The 21,131-nt window shown below is 69.3% G+C and carries 23 protein-coding genes; 12 read left to right on the top strand and 11 right to left on the bottom strand.

Annotated elements, in window-relative coordinates:
- Nucleotides 1–496: 496 nt before the first annotated feature.
- A complete protein-coding gene (locus tag EDM04_RS11325) occupies nucleotides 497–832 on the bottom strand; it encodes a rhodanese-like domain-containing protein (RefSeq protein WP_123622149.1) in 336 nt (111 codons plus the stop codon).
- Between the two features lie 2 nt (nucleotides 833–834).
- The gene (locus EDM04_RS11320) at nucleotides 835–1,134 is read right to left on the bottom strand and encodes a sulfurtransferase TusA family protein (protein WP_123622147.1); all 300 of its coding nucleotides are present in this window, start codon (nucleotides 1,132–1,134) and stop codon (nucleotides 835–837) included.
- A 150-nt stretch (nucleotides 1,135–1,284) separates the two neighbouring features.
- Between EDM04_RS11320 and EDM04_RS11315 the strand changes: the two genes are divergently transcribed.
- Complete coding sequence (locus EDM04_RS11315; RefSeq protein ID WP_123622144.1) at nucleotides 1,285–2,304, top strand: PLP-dependent cysteine synthase family protein; 1,020 nt, start codon at nucleotides 1,285–1,287, stop codon at nucleotides 2,302–2,304.
- 34 nt (nucleotides 2,305–2,338) lie between these two features.
- On the opposite strand, the gene EDM04_RS11310 is transcribed toward EDM04_RS11315, so the two are convergent.
- A complete protein-coding gene (locus EDM04_RS11310; protein ID WP_123622142.1) occupies nucleotides 2,339–2,602 on the bottom strand; it encodes a MoaD/ThiS family protein in 264 nt (87 codons plus the stop codon).
- Between the two features lie 249 nt (nucleotides 2,603–2,851).
- Here EDM04_RS11310 and EDM04_RS11305 point away from each other — a divergent pair, with 249 nt between their 5' ends.
- The 3 genes from EDM04_RS11305 to EDM04_RS11295 all read left to right on the top strand — a co-directional run bounded on the left by EDM04_RS11305 (nucleotide 2,852) and on the right by EDM04_RS11295 (nucleotide 5,985).
- On the top strand, nucleotides 2,852–3,715 hold the full coding sequence (locus tag EDM04_RS11305) for a molybdopterin-synthase adenylyltransferase MoeB (RefSeq protein WP_123622140.1): 864 nt from the start codon (nucleotides 2,852–2,854) through the stop codon (nucleotides 3,713–3,715).
- Between the two features lie 89 nt (nucleotides 3,716–3,804).
- Nucleotides 3,805–5,229: an APC family permease gene (locus EDM04_RS11300; RefSeq protein WP_123622137.1), complete on the top strand. Its 1,425-nt coding sequence runs from the start codon at nucleotides 3,805–3,807 to the stop codon at nucleotides 5,227–5,229.
- The gene (locus EDM04_RS11295) at nucleotides 5,230–5,985 is read left to right on the top strand and encodes a universal stress protein (RefSeq protein ID WP_123622135.1); all 756 of its coding nucleotides are present in this window, start codon (nucleotides 5,230–5,232) and stop codon (nucleotides 5,983–5,985) included. It abuts the gene before it with no gap.
- Nucleotides 5,986–6,015: 30 nt separating this feature from the next.
- Here the strand turns inward: EDM04_RS11295 and EDM04_RS11290 are convergent, their stop codons facing one another.
- Nucleotides 6,016–6,444: a desampylase gene (locus EDM04_RS11290; RefSeq protein WP_123622133.1), complete on the bottom strand. Its 429-nt coding sequence runs from the start codon at nucleotides 6,442–6,444 to the stop codon at nucleotides 6,016–6,018.
- A 125-nt stretch (nucleotides 6,445–6,569) separates the two neighbouring features.
- On the opposite strand from EDM04_RS11290, the gene EDM04_RS11285 reads away from it, so the two are divergent.
- Nucleotides 6,570–7,034, top strand: coding sequence for a DUF302 domain-containing protein (locus EDM04_RS11285; protein ID WP_123622131.1), 465 nt, complete (start codon nucleotides 6,570–6,572; stop codon nucleotides 7,032–7,034).
- A 19-nt stretch (nucleotides 7,035–7,053) separates the two neighbouring features.
- Here EDM04_RS11285 and EDM04_RS11280 read toward each other — a convergent pair whose 3' ends face one another.
- Nucleotides 7,054–7,518: an MGMT family protein gene (locus tag EDM04_RS11280; protein WP_123622129.1), complete on the bottom strand. Its 465-nt coding sequence runs from the start codon at nucleotides 7,516–7,518 to the stop codon at nucleotides 7,054–7,056.
- Nucleotides 7,519–7,641: 123 nt separating this feature from the next.
- Nucleotides 7,642–8,532, bottom strand: coding sequence for a DMT family transporter (locus tag EDM04_RS11275; RefSeq protein ID WP_123622127.1), 891 nt, complete (start codon nucleotides 8,530–8,532; stop codon nucleotides 7,642–7,644).
- A gap of 156 nt (nucleotides 8,533–8,688) precedes the next feature.
- Here EDM04_RS11275 and trpC point away from each other — a divergent pair, with 156 nt between their 5' ends.
- The 4 genes from trpC (at nucleotide 8,689) to EDM04_RS11255 (ending at nucleotide 12,545) form a co-directional block, all read left to right on the top strand.
- A complete protein-coding gene (gene trpC, locus EDM04_RS11270; RefSeq protein WP_123622124.1) occupies nucleotides 8,689–9,501 on the top strand; it encodes an indole-3-glycerol phosphate synthase in 813 nt (270 codons plus the stop codon).
- Complete coding sequence (gene trpB, locus EDM04_RS11265; protein ID WP_123622122.1) at nucleotides 9,498–10,802, top strand: tryptophan synthase subunit beta; 1,305 nt, start codon at nucleotides 9,498–9,500, stop codon at nucleotides 10,800–10,802. Before trpC ends, trpB begins: the two co-directional genes overlap by 4 nt.
- Nucleotides 10,803–11,672 (top strand): tryptophan synthase subunit alpha, encoded by an 870-nt coding sequence (gene trpA, locus EDM04_RS11260; RefSeq protein ID WP_123622120.1) that lies wholly within the window; start codon nucleotides 10,803–10,805, stop codon nucleotides 11,670–11,672.
- Nucleotides 11,673–11,753: 81 nt separating this feature from the next.
- Nucleotides 11,754–12,545, top strand: a complete 792-nt coding sequence (locus EDM04_RS11255; RefSeq protein WP_123622118.1) for a 2-amino-3,7-dideoxy-D-threo-hept-6-ulosonate synthase — start codon at nucleotides 11,754–11,756, stop codon at nucleotides 12,543–12,545.
- Between the two features lie 3 nt (nucleotides 12,546–12,548).
- Here EDM04_RS11255 and EDM04_RS11250 read toward each other — a convergent pair whose 3' ends face one another.
- Nucleotides 12,549–13,127 carry an NADPH-dependent FMN reductase gene (locus tag EDM04_RS11250; RefSeq protein ID WP_123622116.1) on the bottom strand — a complete coding sequence of 193 codons (579 nt, stop codon included), beginning with the start codon at nucleotides 13,125–13,127 and terminating at the stop codon, nucleotides 12,549–12,551.
- Nucleotides 13,128–13,277: 150 nt separating this feature from the next.
- Nucleotides 13,278–14,903: an HTTM domain-containing protein gene (locus EDM04_RS11245; protein WP_123622113.1), complete on the bottom strand. Its 1,626-nt coding sequence runs from the start codon at nucleotides 14,901–14,903 to the stop codon at nucleotides 13,278–13,280.
- A gap of 124 nt (nucleotides 14,904–15,027) precedes the next feature.
- On the opposite strand from EDM04_RS11245, the gene EDM04_RS11240 reads away from it, so the two are divergent.
- Nucleotides 15,028–16,200 (top strand): 3-dehydroquinate synthase II, encoded by a 1,173-nt coding sequence (locus tag EDM04_RS11240; protein ID WP_123622111.1) that lies wholly within the window; start codon nucleotides 15,028–15,030, stop codon nucleotides 16,198–16,200.
- Between the two features lie 120 nt (nucleotides 16,201–16,320).
- Here EDM04_RS11240 and EDM04_RS11235 read toward each other — a convergent pair whose 3' ends face one another.
- On the bottom strand, nucleotides 16,321–16,725 hold the full coding sequence (locus tag EDM04_RS11235) for a helix-turn-helix domain-containing protein (RefSeq protein WP_123622109.1): 405 nt from the start codon (nucleotides 16,723–16,725) through the stop codon (nucleotides 16,321–16,323).
- A 107-nt stretch (nucleotides 16,726–16,832) separates the two neighbouring features.
- On the opposite strand from EDM04_RS11235, the gene EDM04_RS11230 reads away from it, so the two are divergent.
- Nucleotides 16,833–17,501 carry a hypothetical protein gene (locus EDM04_RS11230; protein WP_123622107.1) on the top strand — a complete coding sequence of 223 codons (669 nt, stop codon included), beginning with the start codon at nucleotides 16,833–16,835 and terminating at the stop codon, nucleotides 17,499–17,501.
- Nucleotides 17,502–17,550: 49 nt separating this feature from the next.
- On the opposite strand, the gene EDM04_RS11225 is transcribed toward EDM04_RS11230, so the two are convergent.
- Together EDM04_RS11225 and EDM04_RS11220 are read right to left on the bottom strand one after the other, a co-directional pair.
- Nucleotides 17,551–18,099 carry a DUF2243 domain-containing protein gene (locus EDM04_RS11225; protein ID WP_123622105.1) on the bottom strand — a complete coding sequence of 183 codons (549 nt, stop codon included), beginning with the start codon at nucleotides 18,097–18,099 and terminating at the stop codon, nucleotides 17,551–17,553.
- Nucleotides 18,100–18,203: 104 nt separating this feature from the next.
- Nucleotides 18,204–19,730 carry a carboxypeptidase M32 gene (locus EDM04_RS11220; RefSeq protein ID WP_123622103.1) on the bottom strand — a complete coding sequence of 509 codons (1,527 nt, stop codon included), beginning with the start codon at nucleotides 19,728–19,730 and terminating at the stop codon, nucleotides 18,204–18,206.
- A gap of 130 nt (nucleotides 19,731–19,860) precedes the next feature.
- Here EDM04_RS11220 and EDM04_RS11215 point away from each other — a divergent pair, with 130 nt between their 5' ends.
- Complete coding sequence (locus EDM04_RS11215; RefSeq protein WP_123622101.1) at nucleotides 19,861–20,907, top strand: low specificity L-threonine aldolase; 1,047 nt, start codon at nucleotides 19,861–19,863, stop codon at nucleotides 20,905–20,907.
- Nucleotides 20,908–21,131: the final 224 nt, after the last annotated feature.

The following is a 21,131-nucleotide window of genomic DNA, read 5'->3' as shown; positions in this document are numbered from 1 at the left end:
CGGCGGCAGCCGCCGCCGACAGCGACAGCTCTCCGTCGGTTCGTCGACGATCTTCTCGTCAAGACCACCCAGCACAACCGCTCCACCACAGAACTCAGGCTTCAGAAACAGCTAGCTGAGGATGCTTTGTGAGGTACTGAGACTTCCAAAGCCCCAGCCGCGCTCGGCTCCCACAGCTCGCTGCGCTCCTCAGTCGCTCGCGGTGCTCGCTCCTTGCGGTGCTTACGTCGCTGGGGTTCGCCGAGCGCGGCTGCCCCTTTGAGTCCCACCCGCACCGCAACCGCAGCCTCACACCTCCCCAGCCTCGTCGGTGGTCTTCCGCGTCGCTCCGGACCACCGACTCCCTCGCGCGTGCTCCTCGCGCCCGGTGGGCGCTCGGAGGCACGCGCCACCGCACCAGTGCTTCACCAATAAACACCCGACTAGAAACGGTCCTAAGCATCCGATCGAGAAGCCACTCAAAGGCGAGAAAGCTGCGAGAAAACCGTCTGCCGGCTCAGGCGTCCGCCGCCGCGCCGGTCTCCAGGTCGAAGTCCCACTCCTCGTAGCCGCCGGACATGCTGGCGACGAGCACGCCGTCCTCGACGCCCTCGTAGCTCTGGATCAGCATCGCGGCCTGCTTCGACGACTGGCCGACCGGGCACGCGCAGACCACGTCGGTGTCGTCCCACTCGATGTCGGGGACGCGGGCGGGGAGATCGCCCAGCGGGACGTTGATCGCGCCGGGGATGTGACCCTGTTCGTACTGTTCGGGCGGCCGCGTGTCGATGACGCGGACGTCGCCCTGCTGGACGCGCTCGTTGACTTCCTCGGGGGTGAGTTCCTCGACCATGATTACTCCTTCCGCATGAAGATGCGGTAGCGACCGTCGCCCGACTTCCACACCTTGGCGGTCGCGTCGTCGCCGACCGCCTTCGGGACGTTCTCCGTGCTGGGGACGTGGTCCGTCTTCTGGACTAACACGTCGCCGGCGTCGAGCCCCGCGATGGCCTTCTTCGCCTCGACCTGCGGGTACGGACAGACCTCGCCGGTCATGTCCTGTACCTCGGTCGCGTCCGCTAAGAGCGCCTCGGCGGTCTCGTCGTCGAGCTCGTCGGGCATCTCGACGACGTCGTCCCACGATGGTTGACTCATGCGAATCGGTACGGGTCTGTCCCGGTAACCCCTTTCGTGACCGGCAGGCTTCTCCCGTACCTCTGACGGGCGATCCTCGCGCACGACCGCGATGGCCGTCGAGAACGCCGTTTCCGTCGGACTCTTATTGAGGAGCGATCTACGGGACCCATGAGCGAGTACGCCGTCGACGAGTCGACCATCTTCGAGACGCCCCTCCTGGAGCTCGACCTCGACATCGAGTCGGACGCGGACGTGTACGCGAAAGCCGAGTGGTTCAACCTCTACGACGCCCCGCACGGCGGCGGCTCGGTCAAGTCGCGGATCGCGAAGGGAATGCTCGACGGCGCCGAGGAGCGTGGCGACCTCGACCCGGGCGTCACCGTGATCGAACCGACCTCGGGCAACACCGGCAGCGAGATCGCCCGACTGGCGGCGGCGCGCGGGTACGACGTGGAGATCGTCATGCCCGACAACGCCGCCGGCGGGAAGGTGGAGGCCGTCCGCGACGCCGGCGCGGAGATCCACTTCGTCGACGCCAACCTCGGCTACGACGCCGTCATCGAGCGCTGCGAGGAGATCGTCGCCGAGGACCCCGACGCCTACTTCCGCCCGAACCAGTACGAGAACCCGGACAACCCCGGCACGCACGAGCGCACGACCGCCCGGGAGATCTACGAGGGGACCGACGGCGAGGTGACGCACTTCGTCGCCGGCGTCGGCACGGGCGGGACGATCACCGGAACTGGGCGCGGGCTGACCGACCTCAGCGACGGCGCGGTCGAGGTCGTCGGCTTCGAGCCGGACGAGCAGCTCCACGCCATCGACGGCCTGAAATACCTCAAGTCGGGCGACCACTACCACCCCGACACGTACGACGAGTCGGTCCTCGACCGGACGGAGTACGTCACGACCTCGGACGCGTACGACCGCGCTCGGGCCCTCCGCGAGCGCTACCTGGACCGCGAGATCGCGATCGCGGATCCCGGGCGACACGACGAGGCGACGGCCCGCGAACACCTCCGAGTGGACGAACAGTTCGTGGTCGGCACGTCCGCCGGCGCGGGCGCGGCCGTGGTGGCGAACCTCGACGCGGCCGGCGACCTCGCGGACGACGACGTGGTCGTGTTCATGCTGTGCGACCGCGGCGACAAGTACGCGGACATCCCGCTCTGGGAAGACTACTTATAAACGAAGGCGTCGGGTGAGCGGAAAACTGACCGGGTTACCGACCGCCGCTGGCGGCCGGAATGACGCGGACCTGCGCGTCCTCGGGCACGTCCGCGTCGAGGCCGTCGACGGGCGTTCCCTCGACGTAGACGTTGATGAACTCCTTGATATCGCCGTCTTCGATCACGCTGTCTCTGAGCTCCGGTCCGTGTTCGTCCGCGTGGTTCTCGAACAGCTCGCGGACCGTCTCGCCGGCGACCTCGACCTCCGAGGTCGAGGAGCCCCCGACCAGCACGGCCGGCAGTTTGATCGTTGCCATACCCTCGGTTCGCCGTCCTCCCCAAAAAGGGGTCCGTCGACGGCAATTGACACCCCGGTCTAACACGCCTCGTCGCTCGCGGAATCGCGGAGTACGAGCAGTCTCCGTCGATCAACAGGAACACTCGGCCGGCTCGGTCGGCAGCGGAAACTTTCCCGATCGGTCGTGCGCCGCGAGCGCACCTCCGAGAAGGCGGCAGTACCTCCGGTGGGCGGCCGGCTTATGAATTCCCGGTGCGTAACGGGGTCAATGAGCGATCTCGACCTCGATCCCACCCAGCTCGACCGGTACTCCCGACACATCATCATGGACGACGTCGGTCCCGAGGGCCAGAAGGCCCTGCTCGACGCCGAGGTGCTCGTGCTCGGCGCCGGCGGGCTCGGCGCGCCGATCATCCAGTACCTCGCCGCCGCCGGCGTCGGCACACTCGGGATCGCCGACGACGACGAGGTCGAGCTGTCGAACCTCCAGCGGCAGGTTATCCACGGAAACGACGACGTGGGGCGCAAGAAGGTCGACTCCGCCGCCGACTTCGTCGAACAGCTCAACCCCGATATCGACGTGCGGAAACACGAGCTGCGCGTCCGACCCGACAACATCGAGGACCTCATCGACGGCTACGACTTCGTCGTCGACGGGACCGACAACTTCGCGACGCGGTACCTCGTCAACGACGCCTGCACGCTCGCCGGGATCCCCTTCTCGCACGGCTCCATCTTCAAGTTCGAGGGGCAGGTGACGACGTTCGCGGGCGGCGACGACTCGCCGTGTTACCGCTGTCTGTTCCCCGAGGCGCCGCCGGCCGGGATGGTCCCGAACTGCGCGACCGCCGGGGTCCTCGGCGTCCTCCCCGGCACCGTCGGCTGTCTGCAGGCGACCGAGACGGTCAAACACATCATCGGCGAGGGCGAGACGCTCGACGGCTCCATGCTCTTCTTCGACGCGCTCGACATGGAGTTCGACAAGGTGGATATCCCCAAGCGCGACGACTGCCCCGTCTGCGGCGACGACCCCGCCATCGAGTCGGTCCACGACGTGGAGTACTCCGCCTCCTGCGCCATCGACGTCGGCGGCGACGACGAGGCGGAGCCGGAGATCGAAGCGAGCGACTGAACGGCCGGGGTCCCGCGCCGTTCCGCCGGCCCCCGTCCCTGCGGTCCGTCTCCCACATTTATCCGGCGCTCGTTCGTATCCGTCCTCACATGACCGACGAGCCGAGCGGCCGCAACCTCGACGGCGACGCGCCGGTCGCGGAGTCGGTCGCCGAGACGGAGGAGGCGACGATCACCGAGGGCGCCGAGCTCGAGCGCACCATCGGCCTGACGGGCGGTCTCGCGATCGGGATCGGGACGATGATCGGGGCCGGGATCTTCGTGTTCCCCGGCCTCGCCGGCGGTGAGATCGGGACGGCGGCGACCGCCTCGTTCGCGGTCGGCGGGCTGATCGCGCTCCTCGTCGCGCTCCCGACCTCGGAGCTGGCGACCGCGATGCCGCGGAGCGGCGGCGGCTACTACTTCATCTCGCGGGGGCTGGGGACGCTCGTCGGGACGGTCATCGGGCTGTCGCTGTGGCTCGGGCTGGTGTTCGCGACCGCCTTCTACCTCGTCGGACTCGGGTACTACGCGCTCGACGCGCTCGCGCAGGTCGGGGTCACGGTCGGCGCGGGCTCGGGCGCGATCGTCTCCGTCATCGCCGTCGTCGCCGGTGTCGCGTTCACCGTTTTGAACGTTACCGGTACCGAGAACGCCGCGAAGCTCCAGAACGGCATCGTCGCGCTACTGTTATCGATGCTGGCCGCCTTCCTCGGGTTCGGCCTCCTGGAGGCGTTCGGGGTCGTCGCCGTCGAGACGCCGCCCGGAGAGGCCGAGAGCGTCTGGGAGGCCGTGCCGATCCTCTCGGTCGCCGCGCTCGTGTTCACCTCCTACCTCGGGTTCGCGCAGGTGGCGACGGTGGCCGGGGAGATGAAGGACCCCGGCCGGAACCTCCCGTTGGCGATGGTCGGATCCGTGGTGATCGTCACGGTCCTGTACGTGCTGACCATCTTCGTCGCGACGAACATCTTCACCCGGGACGCGCTGCTCTCGGCCGGCGAGACCGCGATGGTCGAGGTCGGGCGGGCGCTCCTCGGCCCCACCGGAGCGCTCGTGATCATCGTCGGCGGGCTGTTGGCGACGATGTCGTCGGCGAACGCGTCGATTCTCAGCACCTCGCGGGCGATCTACGGGGTCTCGAAGGACGCGCTCCTCCCGCGGTGGGCGAGCCGGATCAACCTGCGGTACGGCACGCCGCACGTGGCGCTCGGCATGGCCGGCGGTCCGGTCGTCGTCCTGGCGGCGACCGGACAGGTCCAGCTGCTCGCCGAGGTCGCCTCCTTCCTCCACCTGATCATGTACGGGCTGATGTGCGTCGCGCTCGTGGCCATCCGCCGGGACCGGCCCGAGTGGTACGACCCCGACTTCGTCGTACCCGGAGGGCCAGTCATCCCCGTCGTCGGCGCGCTCGCCAGCTTCGGGCTGATCGCGTTCATGGACCGACTCTCGATCGCCGTCGGGGTCGTGGTCATCGCCGTCACGGCCGGATGGTACTTCTATTACGCCCGCGACGTGACGCTCAAGGGGGCCCTGTAAATGACACGAGTACTCGTTCCCGTCGCGGTGCTGGAGGGGGAGACGGTCTCGCCCGGCCTGATGTCGCTGCTCGGCACCGTCGACGTGACGGTGCTCGGCTACCACGTCCTGCCTGAGCAGACGCCGCCGGACCAGGCCCGGCTCCAGTTCGAGGACCGCGCGACCGCCGCGCTGGAGGACCTGAGCCAGGAGTTCCGGGCCGCCGGCGGCGACGCCGACCACCGGCTCGTGTTCACGCGCGATCGCAAGCAGACGGTCCGGCGCGTCACCGACGAGGTGGGCGCGGACGCGTTCGCCGTCTCCAGACCGACCGGCGACGTCGACCGGATCCTGGTGTCGCTCTCGGGCGACGTCGACGTCGACCGGATCCTCTCGTTCGTCGAGGACGTGGTCGGAGACCGCGACATCGGCGTCACGCTGTTTCTCGCGGCTGGAGCGGATCTGTCCGGCGGGCCCGGCGACGCCGGCGGTGTCAGTGATACCACCGCCGGCCGACTGGAGGCCGCGGCCGGTCGGCTCCGCGACGCGGGGATCGACGCGGTCACGGAACGGGCGGCCGACGGGTCGGCGTTCGACGCGCTGATCGACGCGGTCCCAGGTCACGACGCCGTCGTGATGGGCGAGCGCGCGCCGTCGTTCCGCTCGCTCGTCTTCGGCGACGAGAGCGGTCGGGTCGCGGCCGCGTCGGTCGGTCCTGTGCTCGTGGTTCGGAACCGCCGGGAGGTCGACGCGGACGGCGCGAACGGCGCGGAATAGTGCGGCGCAGCGCGCGCCGCTTAAAGGGTCCTACCGCTCGCTCCGAATCGAGACCGTCTCCTGTTCGAACCCGTCGTCGTCGCCGCGCCAGCGCCACGAGCCGACGAACGGGTAGCCGTCGAGCGCGCAGATGACGTACGAGTGGTCGGGCCACGTCGCCCGCGCGGCGTCCGTCTCGCTCGGATTGGCCGGCCCGGTCGGGTGCGAGTGGTAGAACCCGACCACGTCGAGCCCGTCGTCCTCGATCGTCTCGATGAGTTCGAACTGCTCCTCGGGGTCGATCAGGTACCGGATCTCGGGCGTCTCGGCGACGTTCTCGGCCCGGTACGTGTCGGTGACGACGCTCGGCTCGCCGTCGTCGCCGTGCGTCCCCGCGAGGACGCCGCAGATCTCCGCTTCGTCGCCCTCGTACGCGTGGTACACGATGTCGTCGTACACCGCCCGCGAGAGTTCGATCATGGGTGGAGTGAGGCGGGTCCGCCCGATAAGTCCGTCCCGTCCGGCAAGCGACGCGGCCCGTCCGAGGTAGCGGCAGGGGTTGGTCGGCGCGGAGCCTTTTTACCGTCGCCTCCGGAAGCGCCCGTATGAGCGACACCGCGGCCGAATCGCGCGCGCCGACCGCCGACGAGGCGCTCCACACGACCCTCGACGTGCCGTTCGAGGACGCGGTCCCGTTCGTGCAGATCGAACACGAGCTGGCCGACTTCGAGACGGTCCGCGTCACGCGACTCGACGAGATGATCGAGGGCATGCTCGGCCACGACGACGCCGAGCGCACGGCCCTGATCGTCGTCTGCCACCCGGAGATCGCGTACGACGCGCTCTCGATCGACCCGACGCTCGCGGGGATGTTACCCTGCACCACGCTCGTGTACGAACGCGAGGCCGACGACCTCGTGCACGTCCATCACGTGTCGGCGACGAAGGCGATCCGGGACCTCGGCTGCGCGCCCGGCGACTGCGGCGACGCCGTCGACGACCTCGTGGAGAAGACGGGCGAGCTGATGGCCGTCGTCTGGGACAACATCGAGGAGCACGGCCGGGAGTAGCGCGGTCCCCGCTTCTTTCTTATATACTCTCGACGCGTCGGAGCCGCTCTCGCACGCCGTCCGGCGTGGCGTACGGGCCGCCCTGTACCCGGTGGTCCGGGAAGAGGATCGGAATCGGGTTCTCGCGGAGGGCGTCGGTCACGAGCTCCAGGTCCTCCGGGTCGTCGGCGTCGAGCGCGGCCAGCCGCGTCAGGCGGCTGACCGAGACCTCCTCGCCGTAGGGGATCGTCTCGAGCGCTTCGAGGACCTCTCGCTGATCGGTGGGGACCGTGAGCCCGGTGGCGACGTCGTCGAACGCGTCGCGCTCGCCGTCGAGGTACGCCTCGATCCGATCGAGCAGGTCGTGGTCCGGGGTCGCGTCCGCCGGCGTCGACTCCGGGAACGACACCGAGATGACTCGTCCGCCGGCGAAGCCGACCTCTACGGCGCGGTCGATCTCGTCAAACTTACGCGCGAAGACGCCCGACGTTCCCGTCGTGTCCATATCTCTTGTTGGATGATTTGATTACTTAAACGGTGGCCCGTCGATATCTCAGGATCGCCCTCGACCGACAGCGGCGGAGCGGTAAGTCGGTTCGGGCGGCGATCTCACCGGCTTTTCGGACCGCTACGGCCGAGGCAGCGCCCGCCACTTCGCGGCGACGAACCCCCCGAAGATGAACGCGAACCCGGCGACGGTCGCGGGCGTCACGTCCTGCCCGAGCACGAGCCAGCCCGCCAGCGCCGCGAACACGGGAATCACGTACTCGATGAAGCTCATCTCGATGGGGCCGAGGTCGTCGAGGAGCGTGAAGTACAGCAGGAAGCCGCCGACGCCGGCGACCGCGGAGAGGTACGCGAGTGCGCCGAGCGCGGACGGCGTCCACGCGGCGGCCGCGAACGACTGGCCGGGGAGAGCGAGCACGGCGGCGTGGAGGACGACCGCACCGACGGCCATCATCCACGCCTGCGTGGAGAGGAACGGCATCGACGGCGATCGGCTGTGCGTGACGACCGCGGCGACGGCGAACGCGAGCGCGGACGCGAGCACGAGCGACACGCCGAGGACGCTGTCCGCGATATTCGCGGGGTCGGGGTCGGCGATGACGACGACGCCGACGAACCCGAGCGCGACGCCGAGCGCGGTGGCGGCGGTGAACTCCGCGTCGGTGGAGACGAGGCGCGTGAGCGCGGGCGTCACCACCGGGACGAGACCCAACAGAACGGCGGCGACGCCGCCCGTGATGTACCGCTGGCCGGCGAAGAGGAACGCGTGGTGGGCGCCGATGATGAGCGCGCCGCCGACGAGCACGTAGACGTAGTCGTCCCGAGTCCGGGGGCGGAACTCGGTGCCGGACGCGAGAACGGCGGCGAACAGCAGCGCGGCGGCGACGTCGAAGCGCGCGGCCGCGAACGGCACCGCGGGGAGGTCCGCGAGGCCGACGTCCGTCGCCATGAACGCCGTTCCCCAGACGGCACACAGTAGCAGAAAACGGCCGGCCGTCCCGTAGCGACTCATTCACGAGGAGGTCGCCGCCGACGGCGAAATATGCGTCGAACCGCCCCGCCCCTCCGAGCGTCCGGACGCGCTCGGCGACGGCGTTGCGAATGGATTTCTCCAACGCCCCTTCCCCCCGCAAGTCTTATGAACAGATACGTGCATTAGTGTACACTAATGGAGGATCAAACCGAGCTGGCCCCGGCGGTCAGATCGATCCTGTCGGCGGCCCGCGACCGGGCGGCCGAGGGCCGATCCGGCGAGGTCGCCGTCGAGCCGCGCGACCTGCGGGCGGCGTTCGACCGCGCCGGGGCGGAGGGGCGCGTCCCGGTGATAGCCGAGGTGAAGCCCACGAGCCCCACGACGGAGGGTACCCGCGAGGACGACCCGGTCGCGCTCGCGGAGGGGATGGTCGCCGGCGGCGCGACCGCGCTGAGCGTGCTCACCGAGCCGGCGCACTTCGGCGGGAGCACCGACACGCTCGAACGCGTGCGCGAGGCGGTCGACGTGCCCGTCCTCCGGAAGGACTTCGTCGTCGCGGAGTCGCAGCTCGACGCCGTCGCAAGCGACGTGGTCCTGCTGATCGCCCGGTTCGTCGGGGACGACCTCCCGGACCTGCTGGCGGCCGCGCGCGATCGGGGTTTTCAGGTCCTCGTCGAGGTCCACGACCGCGAGGAGCTGGAGCGCGCGCTCGACGCGGGCGCGACGACGATCGGCGTGAACAACCGCGACCTCGGAAGACTCGAGGTCGACCTCGGAACCTTCGAGTCGGTGGCGCCCCACGTTCCCGACGACGTGACGCTGATCGCCGAGAGCGGGATCGGGTCGCCCGCCGACGTCCGGCGGATGCGCGCGGCGGGCGCCGACGCCCTCCTCGTCGGCAGCGCGATCATGGACGGCGACGTGGCGGCGAACACGCGCGAGTTGGTGCGGGCGGAGGCGGACGAGGACGACGGAACACCGGACGCGACAACGGAGCACACGACATGAGCGAGACCGACACACCGACGACGGACGAGACGGAGCGGAGGCGACGCCCCGGCCGCGAGCGCGGCCGCGACGACGGGAAGTTCGGCCGCTACGGCGGCCAGTACGTCCCGGAGGCACTGATGCCCGCGATCGAGGAGCTGACCGACGCCTACGAGCGCTACGTCCTCGGCAACGAGGACGGGTTCATCGAGGAGTTCCGCGAGCGGCTCGCGGACTTCGGCGGCCGGCCGACGCCCCTCCAGCGCGCCGACCGTCTCTCGGAGCGCTACGACACGGAGGTGTTCCTCAAGCGCGAGGACCTCCTCCACGGCGGCGCCCACAAGCTGAACAACGCGCTCGGACAGGTGCTCTTGGCGAAGTACATGGGCAAAGAGCGGATCATCGCGGAGACGGGCGCCGGTCAGCACGGCACCGCGACCGCGATGGCGGCCGCCCACCTCGACATGCCCTGTACGATCTACATGGGCGAGCGCGACATCAACCGCCAGCGCCCCAACGTCTTCCGGATGAAGCTCAACGGGAGCGAGGTGAAGCCGGTCACCGCGGGGCGCGGGACGCTGAAGGAGGCCATCTCCGAGACGATGCGCGACTGGGCCGCCACGGTGGAGGACACCCACTACGTGATCGGCTCGATCGTCGGCCCGCATCCCTTCCCGGTGATGGTCCGGGACTTCCAGGCGGTCATCTCCGAGGAGGCGCGCGCACAGTCGATCGAGAAGGCGGGCGGCCTCCCGACCGACGTGGTCGCCTGCGCGGGCGGCGGCTCGAACACGATGGGCGCGTTCGCCGACTTCGTCGACGACGAGTCGGTCGCCCTGCACGCGGTCGAGGCCGGCGGCTCGACGCTGGAGGTCGACGAGGAGGCCGGCGTCGCGCCGAACTCGGCGTCGCTGTACACGGGGGACGAGGGCGTGCTCCACGGCGCGCGCACGAAGCTCCTGCAGGACTCGGACGGGCAGATCATGGAGAGCCACTCGATCTCGTCCGGACTCGACTACGCCGGCGTCGGCCCCGAGCTCGCGTACCTCGTCGACGAGGGGCGCGTGAATCCGGTCGCCGTCGACGACGACGCCGCCTTGGAGGGGTTCCACCGCCTCTCGCGCACGGAGGGGATCATCCCCGCCTTAGAGACGGCCCACGCGCTCGGCTTCCTGGAGGAGCACCACGAGGACCTCGGCGAGCGCGTCGTCGTCAACGTCTCCGGGCGCGGCGACAAGGACCTCGACGCCGCCATCGAGGAGACGGACAAGCGCGACATCGACGAGGCGCCCGACATGTCGATGTTCACGGGGGGGATCTGAATGGCGGACGCCGGTAACTCGGCTGCGATCGCCGAGGCGTTCGCCGACGGCCCCGCCTACGTCCCGTACCTCGCGGTCGGCGACCCGGACTACGAGTCCTCGAAGGCGTACGTCGAGGCGCTTGACCGCGGCGGCGCGGACATCATCGAGCTCGGGCTCCCCTTCTCGGAGCCGATCGCGGAGGGGTCGACCATTCAGGGGGCCTTGGTCCGCGCGCTCGAGGCCGGCATGACGCCTGACCGGTTCTTCGCGTTCGCGGAGGAGGTAGACGTGGAGGCGCCGCTGGTCTGTATGACGTACTACAACCTCATTTACCAGTATGGCTCGGAATCTGGACCAAGACCGTTCGTCGAGCGCGCCGCCGCGGCCGGGATCGAGGGGCTCGTCGTCCCCGACCTCCCGGCCGAGGAGGCCGACCCGCTGCGCGAGGCCTGCGACGAGTTCGGACTCGATCTCGTCTTCATCGTCGCGCCCACCACGGTCGGCGACCGCCTCGACCGGATCATGAGCCGCGTCTCGGGCTACGTCTACGTGCAGGCGCGACTCGGGACCACCGGGGCGCGCGACGACGTCTCCGATCAGACCACCCAGAGCCTCGACCGGCTCCGCGAGTACGACGTGCCGAAGGCCGTCGGGTTCGGCATCTCGGCGGGCGAGCACGCCGAGCGCATCGTCGCCGGCGGCGCCGACGGGATTATCGTCGGCTCCGCGCTTGTCGACATCGTCGCCGAGGGCGTCGAGGAGGACCGCTCGACCGCCGAGGTCGCCGATCGACTGGAGGCGCTCTCGCGCGAGCTGAAGGAGGGGGCCGAGCGGGGCTACGCCGCGCGCGCCGAGGCTGCAGAGTCGACGGCGACCGAGCCGCGCTGATCGCGGCTTCGAGCCAATACGTCCCCGAACGAAACCCACTTACCTACGATTGCCACAGTTTCACACAACGACCGACCCATCATGACAGCAGGACTCTCGGCACGACTCGACCGCATCTCCACGAACGACCGGTACCTCATCGTCCCCATGGACCACGGGCTCACGATGGGCGCCGTCGACGGCCTCGTCGACATCGAGTCGACGATCGACGGCGTGACGAGCGGCGGCGCGGACGCGGTGCTCACCCAGCGCGGGATCGCGCCGCGCGTCCACGAGAACAAGAACGACGCGGGCTACATCGTCCACCTCAACGGGTCGACGACGATCGGCCCCGACGAGAGCGACAAGCGCGTCACCGGCACCGCCGAGGACGCGGTCCGCGCCGGCGCCGACGCCGTCTCCTTCCACATCAACGTCGGCTCCGACCACGAGCCGGACCAGATCGAGGAGCTCGCGGAGCTGACCGCCGACGCCGACCGCCTCGGCCTCCCCGTGATCGCGATGGCGTACGCGCGCGGGCCGGGCGTCGACGAGACCGATCCGGAGGCGCTCGGGCACGCGGTGCGACTTGCCGAGGAGCTCGGCGCCGACGTGGTGAAAACGGGGTACTCCGGCGACGGCGACTCCTTCGCCCGCGTCACGGAGTCGACCCGACTGCCGGTCGTCATCGCCGGCGGCTCGCGGGGGACCGACCGCGACACCGTGGAGATGGTCCGCGGCGCGATGGACGGCGACGCGGCCGGCGTGTCGATGGGGCGGTCGATCTTCCAGCACGAGGACCCCGAGGGGATCGCTCGCGCGGTGTCGGCGGTCGTCCACGACGACGCGACCGTCGACGAGGCGCTCCGCGCGGGCGGGTTCGTCGAGGCCTGACGGTCACTTCGCCCCGACGTTCTGTTCTCCCTCGAACGAGTCCGGATCGGGCTCGATATCGGCGTACTGCACGGCGCGACGCCCCAGCGTGAGCACTCGCCCGTCGAGGCTCTCGTCGAGGAGGTCGCCGTCCTCGAACTGCGCGTGGGCGCGGGGGATCGCCACCTGATGGGGGATCACCCACGCGTTGAGCGCCCGACACACGGAGCGGAGGTGCTCTAAGGCGGTCACCGGAAACCCGCCGCCGGCGACCGCGAGGAGCCCGACGGTCTTGTCCTCGAACTCCTCGAAGCCGCAGTAATCGAGCGCCGTCTTCAGCGTGGACGAGTACGACCCGTGGTACATCGGCGTCCCGAGGAGGACGGCGTCGGCCTCGCGGACTCGCGCCTTGAACGCGTTCGCGTCCCCCGCTTCGTCGAGATCGGCGTCGAACGTGGGGAGGTCGTACTCCCGGAGGTCGAGCAGTTCGGCGGTGCCGCCCGCGCGGCGGGCCCCGTCGAGCGCGCGACCGACGCCGAGCCGGGTGTAGCTCCCGTCTCGAAGGCTGCCGACGACGCCGACGACGCGTGGTGAATCGGACATGGTCCGGACGACGCGCCATCACCACTAATACGATCGGGCCGCTCCGACCCCGGATACGCCCAAGCCCGCGACATCCGACCCGTTCGCGGACTTCGATTTTCCGCGAGCACGCCACCGGAGGTAGCGACGCGAAGCGGTGCACCAGCGAGGTCAGCAGGCGACCCGTACCCGCTCTTCCGGCTCCGGCTCCCCCACCGGCCCGTTCGGATCGACCGCCTGCTCGACGTGGAAGACGGTCACGGACTCCACGCTGCGGTCCGATCGCTCGCAGACGTACTCCGCCACCGGTCGATACCGCGACTCTCCGGCGTTCTTCATCCTGAATCCGTACTGGTGCCAGAGGGTCGTCGGATACGTCTCCGCCGCGTCCGGCGGTCGGTCGTACGTGACCGTCTCCCCGTCGCGTACGTCGATCGATTCGCCCGATTCGAGCGTCCCGCGGACGACGTACCAGCCGGAGGCGTCCGGCGGGTTCGGCGCGAAGAACGACCAGCTCACCTCCGACAGATCGCCGTCGGAGTCCGACGCCGGGAGGTCGACGAGCCCGACCCCCGCGGCCTGCCACCACACGAGCGCGAGGAAGAAGCCCACGAGCAACAGGGTGGCTCCCACCCGGATCGCACGGCGAGCTCGTGGGGGAACCGGAGACGCGGCCTCGGTCGCGCTGCCGCCGTTATCTCGTTCGATCTCGCTCGTGTCGCCGCCGTCGCTTCGGTACGCCCGATCCGCGGACCGGGAGGGGACGTGGAGGTTCGACGTGGCGGCCTCGACGAGGTTCCAGGCCCCGGGCGGGAGAAACAGGAGCAGGACCGCGATCATGACGAACGGGAACACGGCGAGCCGCATCGTCGCGGCCATACCGAGGTGTGCGGAGACGAACGCGAGCGCGATTCCGACCCTGAGCCACCCGGTCGCGACGACCAGCAGAACGGACGCCGAGAGGAGCGCGATCCAGAGCCAGTTTATCGTCGCGAGAACCGCAGTGTGCTCCGAGACGAACGGTCCCAGCCCCACGGTGAACTCCTCCAACTGGAAGATCCGAGGGACCGCGCCCCCCGACATCCACGCGTCGCTCCGGTACTTGGAGACCGCGTTCGCCGCGTAGATCGACACGAGCGTCAGGAGCGTGACGGCCGTTCCGAGCGAACAGGCCCGCGGGTCGACGCCTCCCTCTCGCTCGTCATCGCCTTGCTCATCGGTATCTCGCCCGTCGGTATCTCGCCCGTCGGTATCTCGCCCGTCGGCGTCGCCCCGATCGGAGCGGCCGCTCCGGCGACCCGCGCTGAGCGACCAGCGAGCGTCGAGCGGGAGGAAGAGGCTCAAGAACAGGAACACGACCAGAATCGTGTTCCCGCCGTTGATCACGTACGGGTTCCGGGCGTACAGCGACGCGAGCAGGACGAGCGAGACGCCCGTCGACGCCCGCGTCCGATAGCCGACGAGCAGGCAGACGGCGACGCAAGCCGCGAGCGCGAGGAGTCCCGTTTGCACCCACGCCGAACCCGATATCGCGTGGATCGAGACGGACTCTAAAAGCGGGTACATCTCCGCGAGCGTCGAGCGAGGGAGGACGCCGTCGTCCGTGTAGAACTCCCTCACTCCCGGCAGTCGATAGACCAACAGGTCCCCGAGAAGGAGGAGCGCCAACGCGATTCGGAACGCGCCGAGCGCTCGCGGGTCGATCCCCAGGTACGGCGCGGCGCGCTCGCGGAGGGAGTCGTGCGCCGCCGCGTATCGGGAACCCGCCTTCGAGAGCCGGTGGCGTGGTGGCGTCATCCGGTAGCTGACTCAAACGGTGTAATCTCACTGGTAAGTGCTTTGTCATCGGAACGCCGCGCCGTCGCCCGCAACGCACGACCCTTCCGCAGTTTTCAAGCCCGCCCGCCGTGAGGTTCCGACAATGACACGCACGGTCTGGGTGAAAGCCGACGGGGACGTCGGCGACTGGGAGGCGCGCAAGCGACGGATCACGGCCGCCATCGAGGCCGGCGCGGACTGGGTGCTCGTCGACGAGGACGACGTGGGCCGCGTCCGCGACTTAGGCGACATCTCGGTCGCCGCGTTCCGCTCGGAGGCGGACGTGATCGACGACGCCGAGAACGGCTCCGAGGCCGACGCCTACTTCGTCGGGAAGGGCGGCGAGGGCGACGGCACCATCGACATGCCCGAGGAGCTGTCGGGCTCCGCGGACCTCACGACGGTCCGGCGCCGCGACGACCGCGCGCAGGGCGTGTACGTCCGGGTGCTCGGCACCGAGTACGAGCGGTTCGCCGAGGAGGCCGCCGCCGACGCCGAGTTCACGGTGATCGTCGGCGAGGACTGGTCGATCATCCCGCTGGAGAACCTGATCGCGCGGGTCGGCGAGGAGACGCACCTCGTCGCCGGCGCGACGACGGCCGCCGAAGCGAAAACGGCCTTCGAGACCTTAGAGATCGGCGCCGACGGCGTCCTCCTCGACTCCGACTCCCCCGACGAGATCCGCGGCGCGGTCGACGCCCGCGACGCCGCCGACCGCGAGACGCTGGACCTCCGGCACGCCGAGGTGACCGCGGTCGAGCGCACCGGCATGGCGGACCGCGTCTGTATCGACACCGGCTCGCTGATGGACGACGACGAGGGGATGCTCGTCGGGTCGATGTCCCGCGGGCTGTTCTTCGTCCACGCCGAGACCGCGGAGTCGCCGTACGTCGAGTCGCGCCCGTTCCGCGTGAACGCGGGCGCCGTCCACGCGTACGTCCGCAACGCCGAGGGCGGCACCAACTACCTCGCGGAGCTGACGAGCGGCGACGAGGTGCAGGTCGTCGACACCGCCGGCCACACCCGCGAGGCGATCGTCGGGCGCGTGAAGATCGAGAAGCGGCCGATGTTCCGGATCCAGGCCGAGTTGGAGACGGAAGACGGCGTCGACCGCATCGAGACGCTCATCCAGAACGCCGAGACGGTGAAGGTCGCGACCGCGGACGGGAAGAAGGCGGTCACCGACCTGGAGGAGGGCGACGAGGCGCTCGTCTACTACGAGGACGTGGCGCGCCACTTCGGTGAGGCGGTCGAGGAGAGCATCATCGAGAAGTAGCGAGACCGAACGAAGTGAGGTCTCGTAGGCGAGCGGCGCAGCCGCGAGTCGAGTGGCTGACCGGTGGGAAACCACTACAAACGAGCGGGCCGGAAGCCCGCGAACGACGTTATCGCGGGGTCACTCGCGTGCTTCCGAATACGCGTCGTCGAACTCGCGTTCGCGTCGCATCAACTCCTCGACGCCGTGTTCTAGGATTCCGCGTCCCATTCCGGTCGGTCGGTAGTAGGTGTAAAACCCCTGACTGTCGGCGGTCCGCCGCTGACGCTTCTCCGCGAGCCCGACGTCGACCAGTTCGCTGAGGTGGTAGTGGAAGTTGGGAGCGGCGGCATCGACGGTCCGCTTCAGGTCGGTCGCGCTCAGCTCGTCGTTCGCGACGAGCGTTCGGAGGATTCGGAACCGCACCGGATGACCGATCGCCTGCTGCATCGCGAGGTACTCTTCGAGCGTCAGTCCGCTCTCCTCCGGGAGCGGCGGCTCGGGACGACGGATCTCGTCTGCGGATCGACGGTCTGTTTCGCCCATACGCGTTCTCGTGAGAACGATGGACCGCCGTTCACTTAACCGTTCTCTAGTAGAATATCTTTGAAAAGCCCGGTTTTTATAAAGTTCCGTTCGGTACGACCACGGAGATGCGGGACCGAATCATCGAGGCCCTTCCCCGGTCAGACGGGGACTCGGAGGCCCTCTCACCGGTTCGTCGCGAGCGGTTCCTCGTCTACCTAATGGGTCCGTATCGGACCTTCGACGTCGACGCGGTGTTGCCGGCCGACGCCGACGCGAACACCGCGGTTCCGTCGTTCGCGACGTGGGATCGGGACAGCGGCGAGTACGCGGAGGACGACGTTTTGCGGCTCCTCCGAGAGACCCGAGACTGCCTTCGCGAACGGGGGTTCAACGCGTTTCTCGCCATCGACGTCGGGATCGATCTGGATGAGATGGGCGCGGCGACACAGAGTATCGCGTTCGCGCGGGCGAGCAACGCGACCGTCTTCGTCGCCCCGCAGGTGGGCGATAACCTCGGCGTCGGGATCGAGATCGGAAGCGTGTTCGAAGATCTGCTGGCCACCGAGGAGATGGACCGGCCGGCGGCCGAGGCGACGCCGCCCGAGCGAGCGCGTCGAATGATGGTCGCGACCGAACCGTCCGTCCGGAGCGCGATGCTCGGATCGGTTCACTCCCGGTGGGACGCCAGCGTGCGAACGTTCTCCGACGCGGCCGACTGTTGCCGACTCTGTGCACAGTTCAGCACCCACATCCAAAACGAGGAGCTGTACGGGTCGCTTCCGAAGAAGGACTGATCGCGGTTCGGCGGTTGCAGCGGTCTCGTCGTGATCGGGGGAGAGCAGTCTACCGATTTTCGTCCGGAACCGTTCGCGCGTCGCGCTCCTCGGTCGTCGGTGAGAGGGCGTCGTCGCCGCGAACGAGGGCGTACCCGCCCACGACGAACAGCACGCCCCAGAGGAGAAACGCGACGTCCCACAACAACACCGATCCGGGGCCGTCCGGCCGGACGTGGTGGATCCCGAGGAGGTGGTGGTTCACGAGCCCCTCGACGACGTTGAAGATCCCCCACCCGAGAACTGTCGATCCGAACAGCGAGCGGCTCGACTTCGGGACGGACGGTCGTCGCCACGCGCGCCACAGGAGAGCGACTCCGAGGACGGTGAAGACGTACGTGGCCGCGTGGAAGAGGCCGTCGGCCAGCACGTTCAACTGCAGGTCGGCGACGGTGGTCGGCGCGACCCGCGCGGACACCATGTGGTGCCACTGGAGGATCTGATGCAAGACGATACCGTCGAAGAATCCCCCCAGTCCCAGCCCGAGGAGAATCCCGGCTCGGACGAGCGGTTTCGCGCGTCTCGGGAGCCCCACCCACGTCTCCGCTTGCGTACTCATGCCCCCGTTCACGGGGCGAATCGGCAAAGGGCTGCGGCCAACATACTTCCGGTCATACTCGCGGCGTCCCATCGCACGCCGACCCGGGCGCACTCCGAGTCGGCTCAGATCCCGTACAGCTCGCCGTACTTCTCCTCGATGTAGTCAGTGAAGGCGTCCGCCGAGAACTCCTCCCCGGTGGCGCGCTCGACGAGCTCGTTCGTCTCGTAGCGGGACCCGTGTTGATGGACGTTCTCGCCGAGCCACTCGCGGAGGTCGTCGAACTCGCCCGCGGCGATCTTGCCGTCGAGGTCGTCGATCTCGCTCTCGGCGGCCTCGAACAGCTGAGCGGCCATCACGGAGCCGAGCGAGTAGGTGGGGAAGTAGCCGAAGTTGCCGTGGCTCCAGTGGATGTCCTGCAGACAGCCCTCGGCGTCGTTGTCGGGGCGGATCCCGAGGTACTCCTCGTACTTGTCGTTCCAGACCTCGGGCACGTCCTCGACCGCGAGGTCGCCGCGGACCAGGTCGCGCTCGATCTCGAACCGGACGACGATGTGGAGGTGGTAGGTGAGCTCGTCGGCCTCGACCCGAATCAGGTTGTCCTCGTGGACCTGGTTGAACGCCTGATACGCGTCCTCGACGGTGGCGTCGTCGGTCTCCGGGAAGTGTTTCTTGAACGTCGGGAGGAACAGCTCCCAGAACGCTCGGCTGCGGCCGACGTGGTTCTCCCAGAGCCGCGACTGCGACTCGTGGACCGACAGGTCGCGGGACTCGCCGAGCGGGGTGCCGAAGTGCTCCTGCGGGAGCCCGAGGTTGTACTGCGCGTGGCCGAACTCGTGGACCGTCGAGCCGATCGCGCCGAGCGGGTCGGACTCGTCGAACCGGGTCGTCACCCGGCAGTCGAACTGGTTGCCCGCGGTAAAGGGGTGCGAGGAGACGTCGAGCCGGCCGCGGTCGAAGTCGTAGCCGACCAGTTCGAGGGTCTCGCGGGCGAGCGCCTCCTGTTCGCCCTCGGGGAACGTCCCCTCGAAGGTGTCGACGGCGAGGTCGGCGTCGGACTCGCGGACCGCGTCGATCATGGGGACGAGCGTCTCGCGGAGCTCCGTCAGGATCGACTCCGCGCGCTCCATCGAGAGGCACGGCTCGAACTCTTCGAAGAGGACCTCGTAGGGGTCCCGGTCGGGGTCGATGTGCTCGGCGTACTCGCGTTTCAGCTCCACGTGCTTCTCCAGGTGCGGGGCGAACTCGTCGAAGTCGTCCTCGGCTCTCGCCTCCTCCCACGCCTGCAGCGCCTCCGTGCCCGTCTCGGAGATCTCCTCGACGAGCTCGACCGGGACGGCGTCGGCGCGCTCGTAGTCGCGGCGGACCTCGCGCACGACCGCCGCCCGCTCGTCGGTGAGGTCGGCGTCGGCGAGCTCGTCGAGCAGCTCGCCCGTCTCCTCGTCGGTGACCATGTCGTGGCGGATCGACGAGAGCGTCGAGAGCTGCTTCGACCGGGCGGGAGTGCCGCCCTCGGGCATCATCACCTGCTGGTCCCACCCGAGCACGCCGGCGGCGCTCCCGACCGCGTTCCAGCGTCGAACGCGGTCCAGGAGGGCGTCGTACGCGTCGGGGGCGTCGGCTTCGTCGTCGGTCGCGGCGTCCGTTGCCATACGCCACGGATCGCTCCCGGCGGTTAAGAAGGGACCGAACGCGGAACCGATCGGTCCCGCCGCAGGGAGCCGGCCGAACCGGCTCCGAGCGCGACCTATTTCCGGCCGGCCGCGAAACGACCGACAACGGATGCCCGAAGCCGACGAGTTCATCGACCTGCGATCCGACACCGTCACGACTCCCTCCGAGGCGATGCGGGAGGCCGCCCGCGACGCCGAGGTCGGCGACGACGTGTACCGCGACGACCCCACCGTCAACGAGTTAGAGCGCCGCGCCGCCGACGCGGTCGGCACGGAGGCCGCTTTGTACGTCCCCTCGGGGACGATGGCGAACCAGATCGCGGTCCACGTTCACACCGAACCCGGACAGGAGCTCCTCTTGGAGCGCGAGTCCCACGTCTACCGCTGGGAGCTGGCGGGCGCCGCGAAGCTCTCGGGGACCCAGACCCGGACGATCGACGCGGGCGACCGCTGCGTCCCGACGCCCGAGGCGGTCCGGGAGGGGCTCGTCGAGGAGGACCTCCATCGTCCCGGAACCGGACTCCTGTCGCTCGAGAACACCCACAACTACCGGGGCGGGACGGCGATCCCCGTCGACCAGATTTCCGGGGCCGCCGAGGCCGCCCGCGACGCTGACGTACCGGTCCACCTCGACGGCGCGCGCGTGTTCAACGCCGCGGTCGCGCTCGGCGTCGACGCGAGCGAGATCGTCGAACCCGTCGACACCGTCACGTTCTGTCTCTCCAAGGGGCTCGGCGCGCCGGTCGGCTCGATCGTCGCGGGCGACGAGGCGTTCGTCGAGGAGGCTCGCCGCGTCCGGAAGGTGTTCGGCGGCGGGATGCGGCAGGCGGGCATGATCGCCGCACCGGGGCTCCTCGCGTTAGAGAACGTCGACCGGCTCGCCGACGACCACGCCAACGCCGAGCGGCTCGCGGCCGGTCTCGACGCGCTCGACGGGGTCGACGCGCCCGAGCCCGACACGAACATCGTCGTCGCGCACACCGAGGCGATGGGGATTCCGGCGGCCGACCTCGTGGCGGCCTGCGAGGACGCCGGCGTCGGCTGCGTGGAGTTCGACGAGCACACGACGCGCTTTACCACCCATCTCGACGTCGACGGCGACGACGTGAACGCCGCGGTCGACCGGATCGGCGACGTGATCGCGGAGTTGGCGTAAACCAGATCGGTATCGGCGCATCAGTATTTAAACAAACTGTGAGCGACGGCGACGATCGCTTATAAAGAATAATGCGGTGGCGCGTGCCTGCGAGCGCCCACCGGGCGCGAGGTGCACGCGCGAGGGAGTCGGCGGCGACCAACGGGAGCCGCCGACGAGGCTGGGGAGGGGTGAGGTGCGGGGCTGTGCGGGGCGGGGAGGGACTCAAAGGGGCAGTCGCCGGC

Origin of the sequence: Halorubrum sp. CSM-61 (genome assembly GCF_003781945.1) — an archaeon.
GTDB lineage: Archaea > Halobacteriota > Halobacteria > Halobacteriales > Haloferacaceae > Halorubrum.
The sequence above is the reverse complement of the archived record's forward strand: the minus strand, read 5'-3'. Positions and strand labels throughout refer to the sequence as shown.

Excerpts from the sequence above, each read along its gene's own strand:
- EDM04_RS11325 (WP_123622149.1), bottom strand. The coding sequence starts at position 832 with ATGGTCGAGGAACTCACCCCCGAGGAAGTCAACGAGCGCGTCCAGCAG.
- EDM04_RS11320 (WP_123622147.1), bottom strand. The coding sequence starts at position 1,134 with ATGAGTCAACCATCGTGGGACGACGTCGTCGAGATGCCCGACGAGCTC.
- EDM04_RS11315 (WP_123622144.1), top strand. The coding sequence starts at position 1,285 with ATGAGCGAGTACGCCGTCGACGAGTCGACCATCTTCGAGACGCCCCTC.
- EDM04_RS11310 (WP_123622142.1), bottom strand. The coding sequence starts at position 2,602 with ATGGCAACGATCAAACTGCCGGCCGTGCTGGTCGGGGGCTCCTCGACC.
- EDM04_RS11305 (WP_123622140.1), top strand. The coding sequence starts at position 2,852 with ATGAGCGATCTCGACCTCGATCCCACCCAGCTCGACCGGTACTCCCGA.
- EDM04_RS11300 (WP_123622137.1), top strand. The coding sequence starts at position 3,805 with ATGACCGACGAGCCGAGCGGCCGCAACCTCGACGGCGACGCGCCGGTC.
- EDM04_RS11295 (WP_123622135.1), top strand. The coding sequence starts at position 5,230 with ATGACACGAGTACTCGTTCCCGTCGCGGTGCTGGAGGGGGAGACGGTC.
- EDM04_RS11290 (WP_123622133.1), bottom strand. The coding sequence starts at position 6,444 with ATGATCGAACTCTCGCGGGCGGTGTACGACGACATCGTGTACCACGCG.
- EDM04_RS11285 (WP_123622131.1), top strand. The coding sequence starts at position 6,570 with ATGAGCGACACCGCGGCCGAATCGCGCGCGCCGACCGCCGACGAGGCG.
- EDM04_RS11280 (WP_123622129.1), bottom strand. The coding sequence starts at position 7,518 with ATGGACACGACGGGAACGTCGGGCGTCTTCGCGCGTAAGTTTGACGAG.
- EDM04_RS11275 (WP_123622127.1), bottom strand. The coding sequence starts at position 8,532 with ATGAGTCGCTACGGGACGGCCGGCCGTTTTCTGCTACTGTGTGCCGTC.
- trpC (WP_123622124.1), top strand. The coding sequence starts at position 8,689 with ATGGAGGATCAAACCGAGCTGGCCCCGGCGGTCAGATCGATCCTGTCG.
- trpB (WP_123622122.1), top strand. The coding sequence starts at position 9,498 with ATGAGCGAGACCGACACACCGACGACGGACGAGACGGAGCGGAGGCGA.
- trpA (WP_123622120.1), top strand. The coding sequence starts at position 10,803 with ATGGCGGACGCCGGTAACTCGGCTGCGATCGCCGAGGCGTTCGCCGAC.
- EDM04_RS11255 (WP_123622118.1), top strand. The coding sequence starts at position 11,754 with ATGACAGCAGGACTCTCGGCACGACTCGACCGCATCTCCACGAACGAC.
- EDM04_RS11250 (WP_123622116.1), bottom strand. The coding sequence starts at position 13,127 with ATGTCCGATTCACCACGCGTCGTCGGCGTCGTCGGCAGCCTTCGAGAC.
- EDM04_RS11245 (WP_123622113.1), bottom strand. The coding sequence starts at position 14,903 with ATGACGCCACCACGCCACCGGCTCTCGAAGGCGGGTTCCCGATACGCG.
- EDM04_RS11240 (WP_123622111.1), top strand. The coding sequence starts at position 15,028 with ATGACACGCACGGTCTGGGTGAAAGCCGACGGGGACGTCGGCGACTGG.
- EDM04_RS11235 (WP_123622109.1), bottom strand. The coding sequence starts at position 16,725 with ATGGGCGAAACAGACCGTCGATCCGCAGACGAGATCCGTCGTCCCGAG.
- EDM04_RS11230 (WP_123622107.1), top strand. The coding sequence starts at position 16,833 with ATGCGGGACCGAATCATCGAGGCCCTTCCCCGGTCAGACGGGGACTCG.
- EDM04_RS11225 (WP_123622105.1), bottom strand. The coding sequence starts at position 18,099 with ATGAGTACGCAAGCGGAGACGTGGGTGGGGCTCCCGAGACGCGCGAAA.
- EDM04_RS11220 (WP_123622103.1), bottom strand. The coding sequence starts at position 19,730 with ATGGCAACGGACGCCGCGACCGACGACGAAGCCGACGCCCCCGACGCG.
- EDM04_RS11215 (WP_123622101.1), top strand. The coding sequence starts at position 19,861 with ATGCCCGAAGCCGACGAGTTCATCGACCTGCGATCCGACACCGTCACG.